This is a genomic window from Kaistia nematophila, assembly GCF_026343855.1.
Lineage (GTDB): Bacteria > Pseudomonadota > Alphaproteobacteria > Rhizobiales > Kaistiaceae > Kaistia > Kaistia nematophila.
On record NZ_JAPKNK010000002.1, the window covers coordinates 522916 to 539506 of the forward strand.

Here is a 16591-nt window from a genome sequence, read left to right on the forward strand (position 1 = left end):
CGCTCACCACCATTTGTGAAAATGATGCACCGGTCCGTGGCCGCGGCCGATCTGCAGGCGGTCGGCGGCGGCGATGGCGTCGGTGATGTAGTGCTTCGCCTCGTCGATCGCCGCCTCCAGCGCCAGTCCGCGCGCCAGGCCCGCGGCGATGGCCGAGGACAGCGTGCAGCCGGTGCCGTGCGTGTTCAGCGTGGCGATGCGCGGCGCGTGGAACCAGTGCTTGCCGGACGCCGACAGCAGCAGGTCGGCGCTTTCCGGGCCGGCGCCGTGGCCGCCCTTGATCAGCACGGCGCGCGCGCCGAGGTTGAGGATCGCCTCGGCCTGACGCTCCATGCCGGCGTCGTCTTCCGCAACATCGGTCTGAAGCAGCCGCGCCGCCTCGCGCAGGTTCGGCGTGACGAGGGCCGAGCGTGGCAGAAGCTCGGAGATCAGCACGGCGACCGCTTCCTCGCGCAAAAGCATGTCGCCGCTGGTCGCCACCATGACCGGGTCAAGCACGACGTTTCGCTGCGCATAGCGATCGAGACCGGCGGCGACGACAGCGATCACGCTCGGCTGCGACAGCATGCCGATCTTCACGGCGTCGACGGCGAGATCCGAGAAGACGGCGTCGATCTGCGCGGCGACGAAATCAGCCGGCACGTCGTGGATGCCGGTGACGCCGAGCGTGTTCTGCGCCGTCAGCGCCGCGATCACAGAGGCGCCATAGACGCCGAGCGCCGAGAACGTCTTCAGATCGGCCTGGATGCCGGCGCCGCCGCCCGAATCCGAGCCGGCGATGGTTACGGCGATGGCTGTCATATCGGCATGTCCTCGTCTCTCAGGTGCCGGGCCCTGCCGGCGTCTTGGCGGCCCGCTCGCGGCTCCGCTTGAGGCCGAGCCGATGCTCGCGATAGATCACGAACATGCCGGATGCAATCACGATCCCCGATCCGATCAGCATGGTGGCGCTCGGCGTCGAGTGGAACAGCAGGTAACCGACGATGATCGCCCACAGCATCGAGATATATTCGAACGGCGCGATCAGCGACGCCTCGCCATAGCGATAGCTCTGCGTTAGCAGCACCTGGCCGATGCCACCGAAGATGCCGGCACCGACCAGAAACGGCAGATGCTCCCAGTTCGGCATCACCCAGCCGAACGGCGCCGTCGCCAGCATGAAGATCGCCGTGAAGGTCGAGAAATAGACGACGATCGTGCCCGGCGATTCGACCCAGGTGAGCCGCCGCGTCTGCGTCGCCGCGAGCGCGCCGAAGAAGGCGGCAAGCACCGAGAAGACAGCGCCGAGCGTGCTGCGCTCGGGCCCGCTCTCCGGTCCGACATAGTCCGACAGGATGACGAGCACGCCGATCAGCCCGATCACCACCGCCGTCCAGCGATAGACGCGGATCGCCTCCTTGAGCAGCACGGCGGCGAGCACCACGGTCAGGAGCGGCGAGGCATAGCCGATCGCCGTCGCGTCCGACAGCGGCAGCCGGGCCAGCGCCGAGAAGCCGAAGAACATCGAGGTGGCGCCGGCGACCGAGCGCAGGACGTGGCCGCCGATACGCGGCGTGATGAAGACGGCGGGGAAATTGCCCAGCCACGCCACCCAGATCAGCACGGGGATCAGCGCGAAGGCCGAACGGAAGAAGGCTACCTCGCCGGGCGGATAGAAGTCCGAGATATACTTGATCAGCGTGGCCATCGCGGTGAAGGCGATGGTCGAGATGATCTTGAGCAGCACGCCGAAAAGCGGCTGCCCCCGTTGTGGCGTTTCCATGGACCCGATCGGACCGGGGGGCGGTCCGTTTCTTCATTCGTGGGCCGCGGAAGTTGCGGCCGGCTTCTGGGCTTTGGTTGCGATGGTTCTGCCCGGTTCGAAGCAGGCAGTATCGCAGTCTAGATTGGATTCGCTCGAAGTGGATATGGCCTTGATCGAAGAAATCCGACCAAACTGCGAGTTAGGTTCCTTCCGCCCGCCAAGAAGCGGTCCGGCGCTCTAGTTGGCGTGCAGTGCCGCCCAGACCCGCTCCGGGGTTGCCGGCATGTCGATGTGGGTGATCCCCCTGGCGCGGGCCAGCGCATCGACGACGGCGTTCATCACCGCCGGCGTGGCGCCGATCGTGCCCGCTTCGCCCGCCCCCTTGATGCCCATCGCGTTGGTCGTCGACGGCACGTTGTGCGTGGCGAAGCGGATCTCCGGCAGATGGTCGGCCCGCGGCACGCAGTAATCGAGGAAACTGGCGGTCAGGAGCTGGCCGTCGCCGTCATGCACGGTGCGCTCGTAAAGCGCCTGCCCGATCCCCTGCACGACGCCGCCATGCAACTGGCCGGCGAGCAGGATCGGGTTCACCGTCACGCCGAAATCGTCGCAGATCGAGAAATCGACAACCCGCAGCACGCCCGTGTCCGGATCGATCTCGACCTCGGCGATATGCGTGCCGTTCGGATAGGTGCATTCGTCCTGCACGAACTCGCCGACCGCCGTCAGCAGCGCCGGATCCTTGGCGCGCCTGGCGATCTCGGCGAGCGTGATCGAATGGTCAGTGCCGGCGACGCGGATGGTGCCGTCCGCCACCTCGAGATCCTCGACGCCGACCTCGAGCTCGTCCGAGGCGATCTCCTTCAGTTGCCGCACCAGCCTGACCGAGGCGCGATCCACCGAGACCGCGCCGAGCGGGATCGAGCGCGAGCCGCCGGTGCCCTCGCCGGTCGGGACCTTGTCGGTGTCGCCCTGGATGACGGTGATCCGGTCCATCTCGACGCCGAGATGGGCGGCGATGAACTGCGAATAGGCGGTGGCGTGGCCCTGCCCGTTCGTCTGCGTGCCGATCAGGAGCGTCAGCGTGCCGTCGCCGTTCAGCGTCACCGTGGCCGGCTCGGAGCCCGGAAAGGCGCAGGCCTCGACATAGGTGGCGATGCCGAAGCCGCGCAGCCTGCCCTGCCGTTTCGACGCCTCGGCCCGGGCCGGAAAGCCGGCATAGTCCATGATCTGCAGGTTGCGATCGAGATGGCCGGCGAAATCGCCGGTGTCGTATTTCCGGCCGCCCTGGGTCAGGTAGGGCAATTGCTCGGGCCGGATGAAGTTGCGCTTGCGGATCTCGACCGGGCCGAGGCCGGTCTCGCGGCCGCAGAGGTCGACCAGCCGCTCGATCAGATAGGCCGCCTCCGGCCGCCCGGCGCCGCGATAGGCGTCCGTCGGCGTCGTCGTGGTGAGGACGCCGCGCACGGTCACGTCCATGGCCCGGATGTCGTAGAGCCCGGTCGACATGGTGACGCCGCCGACCGCGATGTCGGCGCCATATTGCGAAACATAGGCGCCGAGATCGGACAGGAGATCGACCCGGAGCGCCAGGAAGCGGCCCTCGGCGTCGAGCGCCATCTCGGCGGTGGTGACGTTGTCGCGCCCATGCGCGTCGATCTGGAAGTGCTCGGCCCGCTCCTGGACCCATTTCACCGGCCGGCCGAGCGTCTGCGCCGCCAGCGCCGCCAGCGGATATTCGTGATAGACGAAGGACTTGGTGCCGAATCCTCCACCAACGTCCGGCGTCACGACACGGATGCGGCCGGGATCGATGCCGAGAATGTCCTCGGCGATGATGTCGCGCATCTTGTGGCCGCCCTGCGTGCCGAGCGTCAGCGTGAAGCGCTCGGTCTCAGGGTCGTACTCGGCCACCACGCCGCGCGTTTCCATGTAGTTGGCGACGAGGCGCTGGTTGACGACCTCGATGCGGACGACGCGCGCCGCCCGCGCGAAGGCGGCGTCAGTGGCTTCCTTGCTGCCGCGATGATGGGTGAAGGCGACATTGGTGCCGAATTCGGGATAGACGAGCGGCGCGCCGGCCGCGACGGCCTCCCGCGCGCCGGTCACCGCCGGCAGGCCGTCATAGTCGATGTCGATCCGTTCCGCCGCCGCCTGCGCCGCCTCGACCGTATCGGCGACGACGAAGGCGACGGGGTCGCCGACATGGCGGGCGATATCGGCGACGAGCAGCGGCCGCGGCGGAAAGAGCCGCTCCGTGCCCGGCACGACGGGCGGGAACTCCTTCGGCGGCGGGCCGGGATAACGGGCGACGTCGGCGCCACCGAGGACCAGGCTCACGCCCGGCGCGGCCCGCGCCGCTTCGAGCCCTCCGACGGAAATGCGTGCATGCGCCATGGCCGAGCGCACGACAACGGCGTGCAACGTCCCGGACGGCGTGTAGTCATCGGTGAAATGACCGCGGCCTGTGATCAGCGCCGGGTCTTCCTTGCGCCGGACCGAGGCGCCCATGCCGAATTTGCGCGGCGCCGCATCCCGTCCTGTCGAGGCATCGCTCATGCCGATCCGGCCGCCCTGGGCCGCCTCCTCGATCGATCCCATGCAACGACGCGATCATAGGATCCGCCCCGAGCGGCGCGCAACCGCGTTGTGCCCCGCCGCGATGCAACGGCCGCGCGCTCAAGCCCGCCGCGACAATCGGAAGCCAGCTATGCGCGCAACGCCTTTTCCCCGCCGGAATCGCGTGTTAAGCACCCACTCGGCGGTGCAGAGGTCATCATCGGAATCCCATGACACGTTTCATTTCACGACGCAGCGGTCCGGCTCTTGCCGCGGCAGCCCTGGCCTCCCTCTTCGTCGGCACGCCCGCCCACGCGGAGCGGATCACGAATCCCGTCGCCGAGTTCGCCGGTCTCGACAAGATCACCGGCCGGATCATCACCTTCGACGTCTACATGGACGAGACGGTGCAGTTCGGCGCGCTGCAGGTGACGCCGCGGGTCTGCTATTCGCGCCCGCCCACCGAGCCGCCGCAGACCGATTCCTTCGTCGAGGTCGACGAGATCACGCTGAACCGCAAGGTGCGCCGGATCTTCACCGGCTGGATGTTCGCCGACAGCCCCGGCCTGCACGCCGTCGACCACGCCGTCTATGACGTCTGGCTCGCCAACTGCAAGACTTCGTCGACCGTCGCCAAGCCGTCCAAGCCATAGAACTCGCCGTCGCTTTCAAGCGCGTCATCGAGGCGGCGGTGATACTCGGCCCGGTCGACCTCGATCGCGCCGAACTGCGACAAATGCTCGGTGGTGAACTGGGCGTCGAGCAGCTTGAAGCCGCCGGCCTTCAGCCGCGCCACCAGATAGACGAGCGCGATCTTCGAGGCGTCACGGGCATGGCTGAACATGCTCTCGCCGAAGAACGCGCCGCGCAGGCGGACGCCATAGAGCCCGCCGACCAGCTTTCCATCCTGCCAGGCCTCGACCGTGTGGCAATATCCGAGCGTGAACAGCTCGTGATAGAGGGTGCGGATGCGCTGGTTGATCCAGGTCTTGTCGCGATAGGGCGTGTCGGCATTGCCGGCGCAGCCGGCGATCACGCCGTCGAAATCCGAATCGATGCGGATCTCGTAGGGCTGGTGGCGCATGGTGCGGGCCAGCCGGCGCGGAACGTGGAAGGTGTCGAGCGGAAAGATGCCCCGGCTTTCGGGCTCGATCCAGTAGAGGCCGGGATCATCGGCCGAGTCGGACATCGGGAAGATGCCGGACGCATACGCCTTGAGCAGGATCTGCGGCGTTATCTCAGGAAATCGATCTGACTTGCGGGCCATCAGGCAACACCGGGATCACGCCTCAGCCGAGCCGCTGCTGCAGCGTCTCTTTCCATCCTGGCCGATCGAATCTCCAGCATCGTGCCCCCTCCTCAGAAGAGCGTGGGAACATTGTCATGTTCCCACGCCGCCTCAAAGGGGGATGTGGCAGCGGACCTAGTGGTCCACAGCCAGCTTCTTCTCCAGCCAATGGATGTCATAGCGACCATCGGCGATGTCCTGATCGTCCACCAGCTGGCGGAAGAGCGGGATGGTCGTATGGATACCGTCGACGACGAACTCGTCGAGCGCGCGCCGCAGCCGCATCATGCACTCGACGCGGTTGCGTCCGTGCACGATCAGCTTGCCGATCAGGCTGTCGTAGTAGGGCGGGATCTTGTAGCCCTGATAGACGCCGGAATCGACGCGCACGCCGAGACCGCCCGGCGGATGGTAGTAGGTGATCTTGCCCGGCGATGGCGCGAAGGTGCGCGGGTCCTCGGCATTGATGCGGCATTCGATGGCATGGCCCTCGAACGTCACGTCCTCCTGCCGGAAGGACAGGCCGCTGCCGGCGGCGATGCGAATCTGTTCGTTGACGAGGTCGATGCCGGTGATCGCTTCCGTCACCGGATGCTCCACCTGCAGGCGCGTGTTCATCTCGATGAAATAGAACTCGCCGTCCTCGTAGAGGAACTCGATCGTGCCCGCGCCGGAATAGCCGAGATCGGCGACCGCCTTGGCGCAGATGGCGCCGATCTTGTCGCGCTCCTCGGCGTTGAGGGCCGGCGAACCCGCCTCCTCCCAGACCTTCTGGTGGCGTCGCTGCAGCGAGCAGTCGCGCTCGCCGAGATGCACCGCATAGCCCTTGCCGTCACCGAGAACCTGGATCTCGATGTGGCGCGGCTTCTCCAGATACTTCTCCATGTAGACGGCGTCGTCGCCGAAGGCGGCCTTCGCCTCGGAACGGGCCGTCGCAAAGGCGATCGCGACGTCCTCGGCCGAGCGCGCCACCTTCATGCCGCGTCCGCCGCCGCCGGCCGAAGCCTTGATCAGCACGGGATAGCCGATCTCGTTGCCGGTGCGGATGGCGTCGGCCTCGTCCTTGAGCGCGCCCGCCGAGCCCGGAACAACCGGAATGCCGAGACGCTGCGCGGTGCGCTTCGCCTCGATCTTGTCGCCCATGATGCGGATGTGCTCGGACTTCGGTCCGATGAAGGTGAGGTTGTGCGCCTCGAGGATCTCGGCGAAGCGGGCATTTTCCGAAAGGAAGCCGTAGCCGGGATGGATGGCGTCGGCGCCCGTGATCTCGCAGGCAGCCAAGAGCGAGGGAATGTTCAGATAGCTCTCGCGCGCGGGCGGCGGGCCGATGCAGACGCTCTCGTCGGCGAGGCGGACATGCATGGCGTCGGCATCCGCCGTCGAATGCGCGGCGACCGTCTGAATCCCGAGTTCCTTGCAGGCGCGGAGAATCCGGAGGGCGATTTCACCGCGATTGGCGATCAGGATCTTGTTGAACATCGGCACCACGACGCTCATTCGATGATCAGGAGCGGTTCGCCATACTCAACCGGCTGGCCGTCCTCGACCATGATGGCCTTGACGACGCCGGAGCGCGGCGCCGGGATCTGGTTCATCGTCTTCATGGCTTCGACGATGAGAAGGGTCTGGCCCTCGCGCACCGTGTCGCCGATCTCGATGAAGGGCTTCGCGCCCGGCTCGGGCGAGCGATAGGCGGTGCCGACCATCGGCGACGGCACCGTGCCGGGATGGTTGGCCAGGCTGACCTCGGCCGGGGCTGCGGCCGCGACGATCGCAGGCGCGGCGGCCAGGACGGGAGCAGCAGCCACCTGATAGCTGGCCGGGGCGACCGTGACGTTGCGCGCGACGCGGATCCGCAGATCCTCGTGCTCGACTTCGATCTCGGTGAGATCCGTCTCCGTCAGCAGCAGCGCCAGCTGCCGGATCAGGTCCTGATCGATCGTCGAATTTTTGCTCGTCATGCCCTTTTTTCTTTCATGGTCCGTTTCTCCTGGCTCACTCGACGAGCGGCTGCAGCGCTTGCAGCGCCAGCCCGTAGCCCGCGGCTCCGAAACCGCAGATCACGCCGGCGGCGACAGGAGAAACATAGGAATGATGTCGGAAATCTTCGCGCGCGAAGACATTGGAAAGATGCAGCTCGATCGTGGGAAGCCCCACGGCGCGGATCGCGTCATGCAGGGCGATCGAGGTATGCGTGTAGGCGCCGGGATTGATCACGATGCCCCGGAACCGTCCGAGCGCTTCGTGGATCCAATCGATCAGCATCCCCTCATGGTTGGATTGGCGGAAATCCACCGCCATGCCCAGCCGCTCGCCAGCAGCCTTGGTATCCGCCTCGATCTCGCCCAGCGTCTTGGAGCCGTAGACACCTGGCTCCCGCTTGCCGAGCATGTTGAGGTTGGGACCGTTGAGAACGAGAACTGCGACTGTCATCGATGATTTTCTACCGAAAGCCACGCAAGGACAAAGAGCCCTTGCGGCGAGGTTGGCAGGTTATAGGGACTCGGGGAATAAAGGAAAAGCCCCGAAACCGTCGCTCCGGGAATCCTCTCCCATGATTCTCGACCGCTCCGTCAGCAGGTCACGGAACCGCAGGCCCTTACCGATTTGATCTTCTCCTTCAGCGCATCATAGCCGACCGCGCCGACCACGACGTCGTTCTGCAGCACGTAGGAAGGCGTGCCGTTGATCCCGAGAACCTGCGCGAGCGCGTACGACTCATTGATCGTGGCGGCGACTTCCGGATCCTTGAGGTGCGCCTGGATTGCGGCCTTGTCGAGACCGATATCGGCGGCAACGGCCATGGCGCGCGCGCCATCGACGGCGCCGCGGCTCATCAGCAGCTCGTCGTAGAAAGCCTTGTATTTCTCAGGCGCCACCTTGTTGACGGCGACCGCAACCTGCGCCGCCTCCTCCGAGCCCTGGCCGAGCACCGGGAACTCCTTCAGGATCACGCGGAGGCCCTTGTCCTCGTCGAGCAGCTTCTGCATATCGGCATGGGCGCGCTTGCAGTAGCCGCAGTTGTAGTCGAAGAACTCGACCAGCGTGACATCGCCCTTCGGGTTGCCGAGCACGACATGGCGCGGCGAATTGAACAGCTGGTCGGCATACTTGGCGACGCCGGACTTGCGGGCCTCGGCCTCGGCCGCCTGCTCCTTGCGCTGGAGCTCTTCCATCGCGTCGCGGATCACTTCCGGATTCTTCATCAAATAATCTTTGACCAGCGCGCCGATCTCGGCCTGCTGGTCCTCGGAGAAGCTCGCGGCCTGGGCCGGCGCGGCGGCCACCAGGGTGATGGCGGCGAAGGCCGCGGCGAGGAAGGGTTTCGACAATGCGATCATTTCTGTGCGTCCGGTTTGGCGATCGCTGGAGGCGATCGGCCGGGTGAGCGGATCAATTGGTCTTTGAAGGCGGTGTATAGGACAGAATGTCGTCGGCACGAAGCCAGGCCGGCGATCCCTCCTTGAACTGCTTCTGCACGCGCCTGGCGCGCGACTTCGCTTCCTTGTAGCGGCCCTCGGCGAATTCGCCCTGCGCGGTTGCGAGATCGGCCATGGCGACGTCGCCCCTGAGCGCATAGGCGCGCGCCAGCGTGCGATGGCCGATCGGCATGTCCGGATCGGTCTGCAGACCGATGGTCAGGTTCTTCACCGCCTCGTCGACCGACTTGGGATCGCCGACCTCGACGAGGGCCTGGCCGAGCATGATGCGCAGCAGGCCGGATTTCGGCGCGGCCGCGACCGCCTTGCGCAGCGGCGCCACCGCCTCCTTCGCGCGGCCGCTTTCCAACAGCACCTGGCCCTGCAGCTCGTAGAAATAGGGGAAGTTCGGACGCGACTTGATCAGCGCGCCGACCTGGTCGATCGCGGCGCGCGAATTGCCGGTGCGATAGGCGAGGATCGCGCGGGCATAGCGCGCCGGCATCGAGGTGTCGCTCGGCGGATAGCGCCGCATCACCAGCATCGAATCCTCGGAGAAGGCGGAGAGCTTGGCGCGCACCATGTCATGGCGCGCCTGCAGCTCCGGCGAATCCTTGGTGTTGTAGAACTTGCTCTTCTTCGCGGCGTTCTCGATCAGGTCGATGCGCTCGTTCGGCATCGGATGGCTCTGCAGATAGGGATTGGCGCCCTGGCTGGAGAACAGCGTGTTGTCGGCGAAACGCTGGAAGGTGGTGATCATGCCCTTGGCCGACTGGCCGCTCTTGTCGAGATAGGTCAGCGCCAGGCGGTCGGCGGCCATTTCCTCCGAGCGCTGATAGGCGAGCAGGCCGCGCCGGATCAGCTCGTTCGAGCCCATCGCGATGCCGCCGCCGGCCCGCGCCGCGTCGCCGGAGCCGGATGCCGCGCCGGCGATCGCCGCGCCCATGCCGACGACGCTGCCGATCATGGCCATCGTCTTGGCGGTCTCGAGCTGCTGGCGGAGCTGGATCTGGTGGTTGCCGGCGAGATGGCCGGTCTCGTGCGCGAGCACGCCGATCAACTCGTTCGGGGTCTTCGAATCGATGATCGCGCCTGTGTTGACGAAGATCTTGTCACCGGCGGCGACGAAGGCGTTGAAGGACGGATTGTTGACGAGATAGAGCTCGACCGAAGTCGCTCGCAGCCCGGCCGCCTTGTAGATCGGGCGCAGGTAATCCTGGATCAGCGCCTCCGTCTCGGCGTCCCGCACCAGGTTCGGCCGCGACTGGGCGGCAGCGGGCTCGACCGCGAGCGGCGCCAGCAGGGCGATGCCGATCACGCCGCCGAGCAGGCCCCGCACCACGCGCTGTACTGAAGTCGTCACAGATCGCCCCTCCTCCAGCCTTTCCCTCGCGGCCGGCGAATTGTATGAAGCCGCCTCGCGCGCGCGCCAGCCGGCATCCCCCTTGGACGGATGCGCAGAAAATGGGGCGATAGCAAGACTTTTAATCCCGCGGACGGAACCCCTTGCCATGATGCCTCCCGATCGCCCCCCGTCGCGCCGCAGCGCCGTCGCCCCCTTCATCGCGATGGACGTGATGTCGGCCGCGTTCGAGCGAATCGCCCGCGGCGAGCGGATCATCCGCATGGAGATCGGCGAGCCCGGCGCGTCGGCGCCGAAGCCGGTGCTGGACGCCGCCCGCGCCGCCCTCGACCATGGCCGCATCGGATACACGGAAGCGCTCGGCTGGCGGCCGCTGCGCGAACGCATCGCGCAATATTATGCCGATACGCACGGCATCGCGGTGCCGGCGTCGCGGATCGCGATCACCACCGGCTCGTCGGCCGGCTTCAATCTCGCCTTCCTCGCCGCCTTCGATCCCGGCGAGCGGGTCGCCATCGCCTCGCCCGGCTATCCCGCCTATCGCAACATCCTCGCCGCGCTCGGGCTGGAAGTGGTCGAGATCGAGACGACGGCCGAAACCCGGCACGCCATCACCCCGGCGATGCTCGAGCGCGTCCATGCCGAGAAGCCGCTCGCCGGCATCCTCATCGCCAGCCCCGGCAACCCGACCGGCACGATGATGACGCCGGAGGCGCTCGCCGCCCTCGTCCGCGCCGCCGACGAGCTCGGCATCCGCTTCATCTCCGACGAGATCTATCACGGCCTCGTCTATGACGGCGTCGCCGAGACGGCGCTCGCGACGAGCGACCGCGCCATCGTCATCAACTCGTTCTCGAAATATTACTGCATGACCGGCTGGCGGATCGGCTGGATGGTGCTGCCGGAGACGCTGGTGCGCCCCGTCGAGCGGATCGCCCAGAGCCTCTACATATCGGCGCCCGACCTGTCGCAGCGCGCGGCGATCGCCGCCTTCGAGGCGACAGAGGAACTGGAGGCGATCAAGGCCGGCTATGCCGCCAACCGCCGGCTGCTGCTCGACCGGCTGCCGAAGATCGGCTTCGACGATTATTTCCCGGTCGATGGCGCCTTCTACATCTATGCGTCGGTGCGCCGCTTCTCGAACGATTCGGCCGATTTCGCGCAGAAGATGCTGGCCGAAGCGGGGATTTCGGCGACGCCGGGCGCGGATTTCGACCGCGTGCACGGCCCCGCGCATATCCGCTTCTCGTTCGCCGGCGCGACGGCGGAGATCGCCGAGGCGGCGGAGCGGCTGGAGCGCTGGCTGGCCTGAACGATCAGGCCTCGGCCGGCTCGCGGGCCGCGCTCGGCTTCGGCAGCACGACCGGATCATGGTCGGAGCTTGCGAACACCTCGCGGTCGAGCCGCTGCATGGCACCGGCCAGGATGCCGACATCGACCAGATCGTCCTCGGCCGAAAGCACCTCGACCTCCGTCATGCGCGCGAGCTCGCTGACAAGGCCCTCGTCGAGGCCGGCGCGGAAGCCCGCTTCCATCAGGTCGAAAGCGGCGACGCCGCGGCCGGTGAAGGCGACCCGCTGCGGATTGAGCAACGCGATCAGCCGCGACAGGCCATAGCCGAGCGCGAGGCCCGCCTGATGATAGGCCATCCGAACCCGATCCTCGCCGGCCCGCGCCCGCAGCTCCAGCGCATGCATGGTCTCGGGTTCCGGATCGATCTCGGTCGGCGACACGTCCGGCGGCAGGTTCTCCACCGCCCGGTAGATCGCATAGTCGGCGACATAGGCCTCGACGCAGCCGCGCCGGCCGCAGCGGCAGAGCGCGCCGCCCGGCATATGGTTGGCATGGCCGAACTCGGCGCCGGAGCCATAGGCGCCGGTGAACAGGCGGCCATTGATGTAGAGGCCCATGCCGACGCCATAGGCGATGAAGATCGTGGCAAAGGTGCCGCCGAACCGCACGGGATCGCGCGAATGCAGCGCCTGCGCCATCATGTTGACGTCGTTGGTCATCGAGGCGCGGATGCCGAGCGCCTCGGAGACCGGTCCTGGGACCGGCCCGACCTCGACCGCCACCACCGGACTCCAGAGCAGCGTTCCCGTGGTCTCGTCCGTGGTGCCGGGAATGGCGATGGAGATCTCGGCGACGCGCGACGGCGAAATGGCGCGCTCGACGAGATAGCCGCGGATGATCTCGATCAGCCGCGCCACGAAGCCGGTCGCCTCTGCTCCCATGGTCGCGACGGCGTAGTGATGGCTATGGCGCAGATGGCCGGAATAGTCGCTGAGCAGCAGCGTCACCGAATTCAGCGAGATCTTGACGCCGAGGACATAGGCGGCCTCGTCGTTCAGCGTCAGCGCCACGCGCGGACGGCCGCGGCCCAGCGGGCGTTCGGCCCGTTCGTCGATGTCGGCGGTGACGAGGATGTGCTCGGCCAGCAGGTCGCCGGTAATGGCGGAGATCGTCGCCGGACTGAGCCCGGTCTCCCGCCCGAGTTCGACGCGCGCCAGCGGCCCGGCGCGACGAAGCGCTCCGAGAACGAGGCCACGGTTCTGACGGCGCACCAGTTCGGTATCGGCTTTGCTCTGCACGATTCTCCTCCGCGCCGGCAGAATGGTCTATCGATAATTGATTTGCAAAGCGCAATTGATGGCTTCACATCAGCCGTGAATAGCAGAATTCGCGTGTGAACGTGGCGCAGTGATGTCCACACCCTGACGAAGGGTGCCGCGCTTGCCGCGCGGGGCCTGCCGTCGTATGTCGTCCTCTGCTCCCGTAGGCCCATCGCTTCGAAGGACGTCCACCCATGACCGTCGCCCGAACCGCCGCTACGGCGGCCGCCATCACAGACGCGTTCGCCACGCTTCGCGCAGAGCGCGACCGCGTGGAAGCGCATACCATGCGCGACATGTTCGCGGCCGATCCGTCCCGATTCAGCCGCCTTTCCGCCAGCGACGACGGCCTGCTGCTCGACTATTCCAAGAACCGGCTCGATACCGCCGCCATGGTGGCGCTGCTCGATCTGGCGCGCGTCGCCGGCGTCGAGGAACGCCGCGACGCCATGTTCGCCGGCGAGAAGATCAACGTCACCGAGAACCGCGCCGTCCTGCATGTCGCGCTCCGCGCCACGCAGAACGAGAGCTATGTCGTCGACGGCAAGAATGTCGTGGAAGACGTTCAGTCGGTCCTCGCCGCTATGTCGAAATTCGCCGAGGGCGTGCGCGACGGCTCGATCGCCGGCACCGGCGGCCGCTTCACCGACGTCGTCAATATCGGCATCGGCGGCTCGGATCTCGGCCCGGCCATGGTGACGCGCGCGCTCAGCCCCTATCACGACGGCCCGCGCCTGCATTTCGTCTCCAATGTCGACGGCGCCCACATCCACGACACGCTGGCCGACCTCGACCCGGCCACCACGCTCTTCCTCGTCGCGTCGAAGACCTTCACCACGATCGAGACGATGACCAACGCCGCCACCGCGCGCCGCTGGATCGTCGCGGCGCTGGGCGAGGAAGCTGTCGGCGCGCATTTCGCCGCCATGTCGACGGCGATCGACAAGGTCAATGCCTTCGGCATCGACGCGTCGCGCGCCTTCGGCTTCTGGGACTGGGTCGGCGGTCGCTATTCGGTCTGGTCGGCGATCGGCCTGGCGGTGATGATCGCGATCGGTACCAAGAACTTCCGCGACTTCCTGGCCGGCGCCCATGCGATGGACCAGCATTTCCGCACCGCGCCGCTCGACAGGAACCTGCCGGTGCTGCTGGCCCTCGTCGGCATCTGGAACCGCAACGTGCTCGGCTTCCCGGCCAAGGCGGTGCTGCCCTACGACCAGCGGCTGGAGCGATTCGCCGCCTATCTGCAGCAGCTCGACATGGAATCGAACGGCAAGCGCGTGACGCTCGAAGGCGCCCCGGTGACGATGCCGACCGGCCCCCTCGTCTGGGGCGAGCCCGGCACCAATGGCCAGCACGCCTTCTACCAGCTCATCCACCAGGGCACCGACGTCATCCCCTGCGATTTCCTGATCGCGGCGAAGGCGCATGAGACCGACGGCGTCCACCACGCGCTGCTGCTCGCCAACTGCTTCGCCCAGACCGAGGCGCTGATGCGTGGCCGCACCACCGACGAGGCGCGCGCCGAGCTCGCCGCCGAAGGCAAGGTGCCGGCGGAGGTCGAGCGCCTCGCCTCGCACAAGACCTTCCCGGGCAACCGTCCGTCCAACACGATCCTCTACAAGACGCTCGATCCCTACACGCTCGGCCGCCTGATCGCCCTCTACGAGCATCAGGTCTTCGTGCAGGGCGCGATCTGGGGCATCGATTCCTATGACCAGTGGGGCGTCGAGCTCGGCAAGCAGCTCGCGCTGCAATTGCTGCCGATGGTCGATGGCCGCGCCGACCCCGCCTCGCGCGATTCGTCGACGGCAGGCCTTATCAACGCGGCCGCCAGCCTGCGCTGACCGGCCTGCCTCGCCCTTGTCAAAGGCGAGGGCGGAACCAGACTTCGAGACGAAAGGTCCGGCGGGGACGCCCGCCGGGCTTTTTTGATTCTGGCGGCTTAGAGATGGTGGGGAAGTACCCTCACCCCAGCCCTCTCCCGCAGGCGGGAGAGGGAGCGGAACGAGCCCTTCGATGCAGAATCAACGGGCGATTCCGGATGAAGCCACGAACCCGACACCGCTTCGGCCCAAAGGCCCTCGCCCGCGCGCGGGAGAGGGTTGGGTGAGTGTCTTGCTTCCTGACCTGACCACCTCTGTTCCTGCAGCATCGTGCTTCCGGCCATGCGCCCTCAGCCCAGCCCTCGCCCGCTTGCGGGAGAGGGAGCGCATCCGGGATCGCCCGCCCCCAACCATCCACAGCCCGGCCACATCCCGTATTCGATCGGCGCGGGCCCAGCTGCCCCAGAAAAACCGCCGCGATCCGCCGGCTTCGATCGGCCTGACCCGCTCGGCCCTTGCGACGTCCGGACAGAGGGCGCTGAATATTTCCGGGGTCGCTCGATCCTGACATTGATAAAATTATAATAGCATGATGTTATGTGAGCCGGCCGCTTCGACGTTCTGAAGCGGCTCCGCCGAGTGCGCGTCGAGGAGGACGCCCCGGTGGCAAGGGAGGAAAACATGGAACGTACCGTTGAGCGGGATTCCGGCTTCGAGGGATCCGGCCGCGCGCTGCGCGATCGACTGACGCGGTTTGTCGCGGTGGGCGAAGTGGGTGTCCTGCTCGCGCTGATCGTGCTGGTCGCCTTTTTCTACATCATGGAGCCGGCGTTCCTTTCGGAGCGCAACATCCGCGCCATCCTGCGCGTCGTCTCGTTCATCGGCATCATCGCCATCGGCCAGACGATCCTGCTTGTCGGCGGCGAATTCGACCTGTCGGTCGGCGCGGTCGCCGGACTTTCCGCCGTCTGCAGCGCCAAGCTGATGACCGCGCTGGCCCTGCCCGTGCCGCTGGCGCTCCTCGGCGGCGTGCTGGTCGGCGCCGGTGTCGGCCTGATCAACGGGCTCGTCGTCGTCAAGCTGAAGATCCCGGCCTTCATCCAGACGCTCGGCATGCTGTTCATCGGCCAGGGCCTGATCCAGGTCGTCACCAACGGCTATCCGGTCTATCCGCTGCCGCCCGTGATCACCGACATCGGCTATGCCGATTTCGTGTTCGGCCTCGGCTGGAGCTTCGTCTTCTTCGTGTTCGCGGCGCTCGCCGCCGATTTCGTGCTGCGCCGGACCGTGCTCGGCCGCAACATGTATGCGACCGGAGGCAATCCGGAAGTCGCCCGCCTCGTCGGCATCGACACGGCCCACTACAAGATCGGCGCCTTCATGACCGTCGGCGCGCTCGCCGCCATCGCCGGCATGTTCGTCATGGCCGACCTCGCCTCGGGCACCACCTCGATCGGCAGCGGCTGGGAACTGAACGTCATCGCCGGCGTCGTCGTCGGCGGCGTCAGCCTGTTCGGCGGCGCCGGCACGATGGCGGGCGGCCTCCTCGGCGTGCTGCTGCTGCAGGTCGTCACCAGCGGCCTCGTCGTCGTCGGCGTCAACGCCAACTGGCAGCAGATCGCCGTCGGCGTGATCATGGTTCTCGCCGTCGGCCTCGACATCCTGCGCCGCCGCTACTTCATCGCCGGCTCCAGCGCCCAGCCGGCGGCCGCCGAGACCACCACCAAGGCATCCTGAGCGTTCCGATCCGCCGCGTCTCCGCCGGGACGCGGCGGGGCGC

At 67.0% G+C, this 16591-nt stretch carries 14 protein-coding genes; 4 read left to right on the plus strand and 10 right to left on the minus strand.

Annotation, left to right across the window (positions count from 1 at the left end):
- Window positions 1-3: 3 nt before the first annotated feature.
- From thiD to OSH07_RS06785, 3 genes are all read right to left on the minus strand, one after another.
- Entirely contained in the window at window positions 4-801 is a 798-nt protein-coding gene (gene thiD, locus OSH07_RS06775; protein ID WP_266337848.1) for a bifunctional hydroxymethylpyrimidine kinase/phosphomethylpyrimidine kinase, read from the minus strand.
- Window positions 802-820: 19 nt separating this feature from the next.
- Entirely contained in the window at window positions 821-1762 is a 942-nt protein-coding gene (locus OSH07_RS06780; RefSeq protein ID WP_266337849.1) for a DMT family transporter, read from the minus strand.
- Window positions 1763-1981: 219 nt separating this feature from the next.
- Entirely contained in the window at window positions 1982-4303 is a 2322-nt protein-coding gene (locus OSH07_RS06785) for a xanthine dehydrogenase family protein molybdopterin-binding subunit (protein ID WP_266338193.1), read from the minus strand.
- A 230-nt stretch (window positions 4304-4533) separates the two neighbouring features.
- Here OSH07_RS06785 and OSH07_RS06790 point away from each other — a divergent pair, with 230 nt between their 5' ends.
- On the plus strand, window positions 4534-4956 hold the full coding sequence (locus OSH07_RS06790; RefSeq protein ID WP_266337850.1) for a DUF2155 domain-containing protein: 423 nt from the start codon (window positions 4534-4536) through the stop codon (window positions 4954-4956).
- Here the strand turns inward: OSH07_RS06790 and aat are convergent.
- The 6 genes from aat to OSH07_RS06820 all read right to left on the minus strand — a co-directional run bounded on the left by aat (window position 4893) and on the right by OSH07_RS06820 (window position 10373).
- Window positions 4893-5570: a leucyl/phenylalanyl-tRNA--protein transferase gene (gene aat, locus OSH07_RS06795; RefSeq protein WP_266337851.1), complete on the minus strand. Its 678-nt coding sequence runs from the start codon at window positions 5568-5570 to the stop codon at window positions 4893-4895. The genes OSH07_RS06790 and aat overlap by 64 nt on opposite strands.
- A 156-nt stretch (window positions 5571-5726) precedes the next feature.
- A complete protein-coding gene (gene accC, locus OSH07_RS06800) occupies window positions 5727-7070 on the minus strand; it encodes an acetyl-CoA carboxylase biotin carboxylase subunit (protein WP_266338194.1) in 1344 nt (447 codons plus the stop codon).
- Between the two features lie 14 nt (window positions 7071-7084).
- A complete protein-coding gene (gene accB / locus OSH07_RS06805) occupies window positions 7085-7552 on the minus strand; it encodes an acetyl-CoA carboxylase biotin carboxyl carrier protein (RefSeq protein ID WP_266337852.1) in 468 nt (155 codons plus the stop codon).
- 34 nt (window positions 7553-7586) lie between these two features.
- Complete coding sequence (gene aroQ / locus OSH07_RS06810; protein WP_266337853.1) at window positions 7587-8024, minus strand: type II 3-dehydroquinate dehydratase; 438 nt, start codon at window positions 8022-8024, stop codon at window positions 7587-7589.
- 140 nt (window positions 8025-8164) lie between these two features.
- Window positions 8165-8932: a DsbA family protein gene (locus tag OSH07_RS06815; protein WP_266337854.1), complete on the minus strand. Its 768-nt coding sequence runs from the start codon at window positions 8930-8932 to the stop codon at window positions 8165-8167.
- A gap of 52 nt (window positions 8933-8984) precedes the next feature.
- Window positions 8985-10373, minus strand: a complete 1389-nt coding sequence (locus OSH07_RS06820) for a M48 family metalloprotease (RefSeq protein ID WP_266337855.1) — start codon at window positions 10371-10373, stop codon at window positions 8985-8987.
- Window positions 10374-10524: 151 nt separating this feature from the next.
- Here OSH07_RS06820 and OSH07_RS06825 point away from each other — a divergent pair, with 151 nt between their 5' ends.
- Window positions 10525-11685: a pyridoxal phosphate-dependent aminotransferase gene (locus tag OSH07_RS06825; RefSeq protein WP_266338195.1), complete on the plus strand. Its 1161-nt coding sequence runs from the start codon at window positions 10525-10527 to the stop codon at window positions 11683-11685.
- 4 nt (window positions 11686-11689) lie between these two features.
- Here OSH07_RS06825 and OSH07_RS06830 read toward each other — a convergent pair whose 3' ends face one another.
- On the minus strand, window positions 11690-12964 hold the full coding sequence (locus OSH07_RS06830) for an ROK family protein (RefSeq protein ID WP_266337856.1): 1275 nt from the start codon (window positions 12962-12964) through the stop codon (window positions 11690-11692).
- Between the two features lie 215 nt (window positions 12965-13179).
- On the opposite strand from OSH07_RS06830, the gene pgi reads away from it, so the two are divergent.
- Both pgi and OSH07_RS06840 read left to right on the plus strand, forming a co-directional pair.
- Window positions 13180-14832 (plus strand): glucose-6-phosphate isomerase, encoded by a 1653-nt coding sequence (pgi, locus tag OSH07_RS06835; RefSeq protein ID WP_266337857.1) that lies wholly within the window; start codon window positions 13180-13182, stop codon window positions 14830-14832.
- Window positions 14833-15492: 660 nt separating this feature from the next.
- Entirely contained in the window at window positions 15493-16548 is a 1056-nt protein-coding gene (locus OSH07_RS06840) for an ABC transporter permease (protein ID WP_266337858.1), read from the plus strand.
- The last annotated feature ends 43 nt before the right edge of the window (window positions 16549-16591 follow it).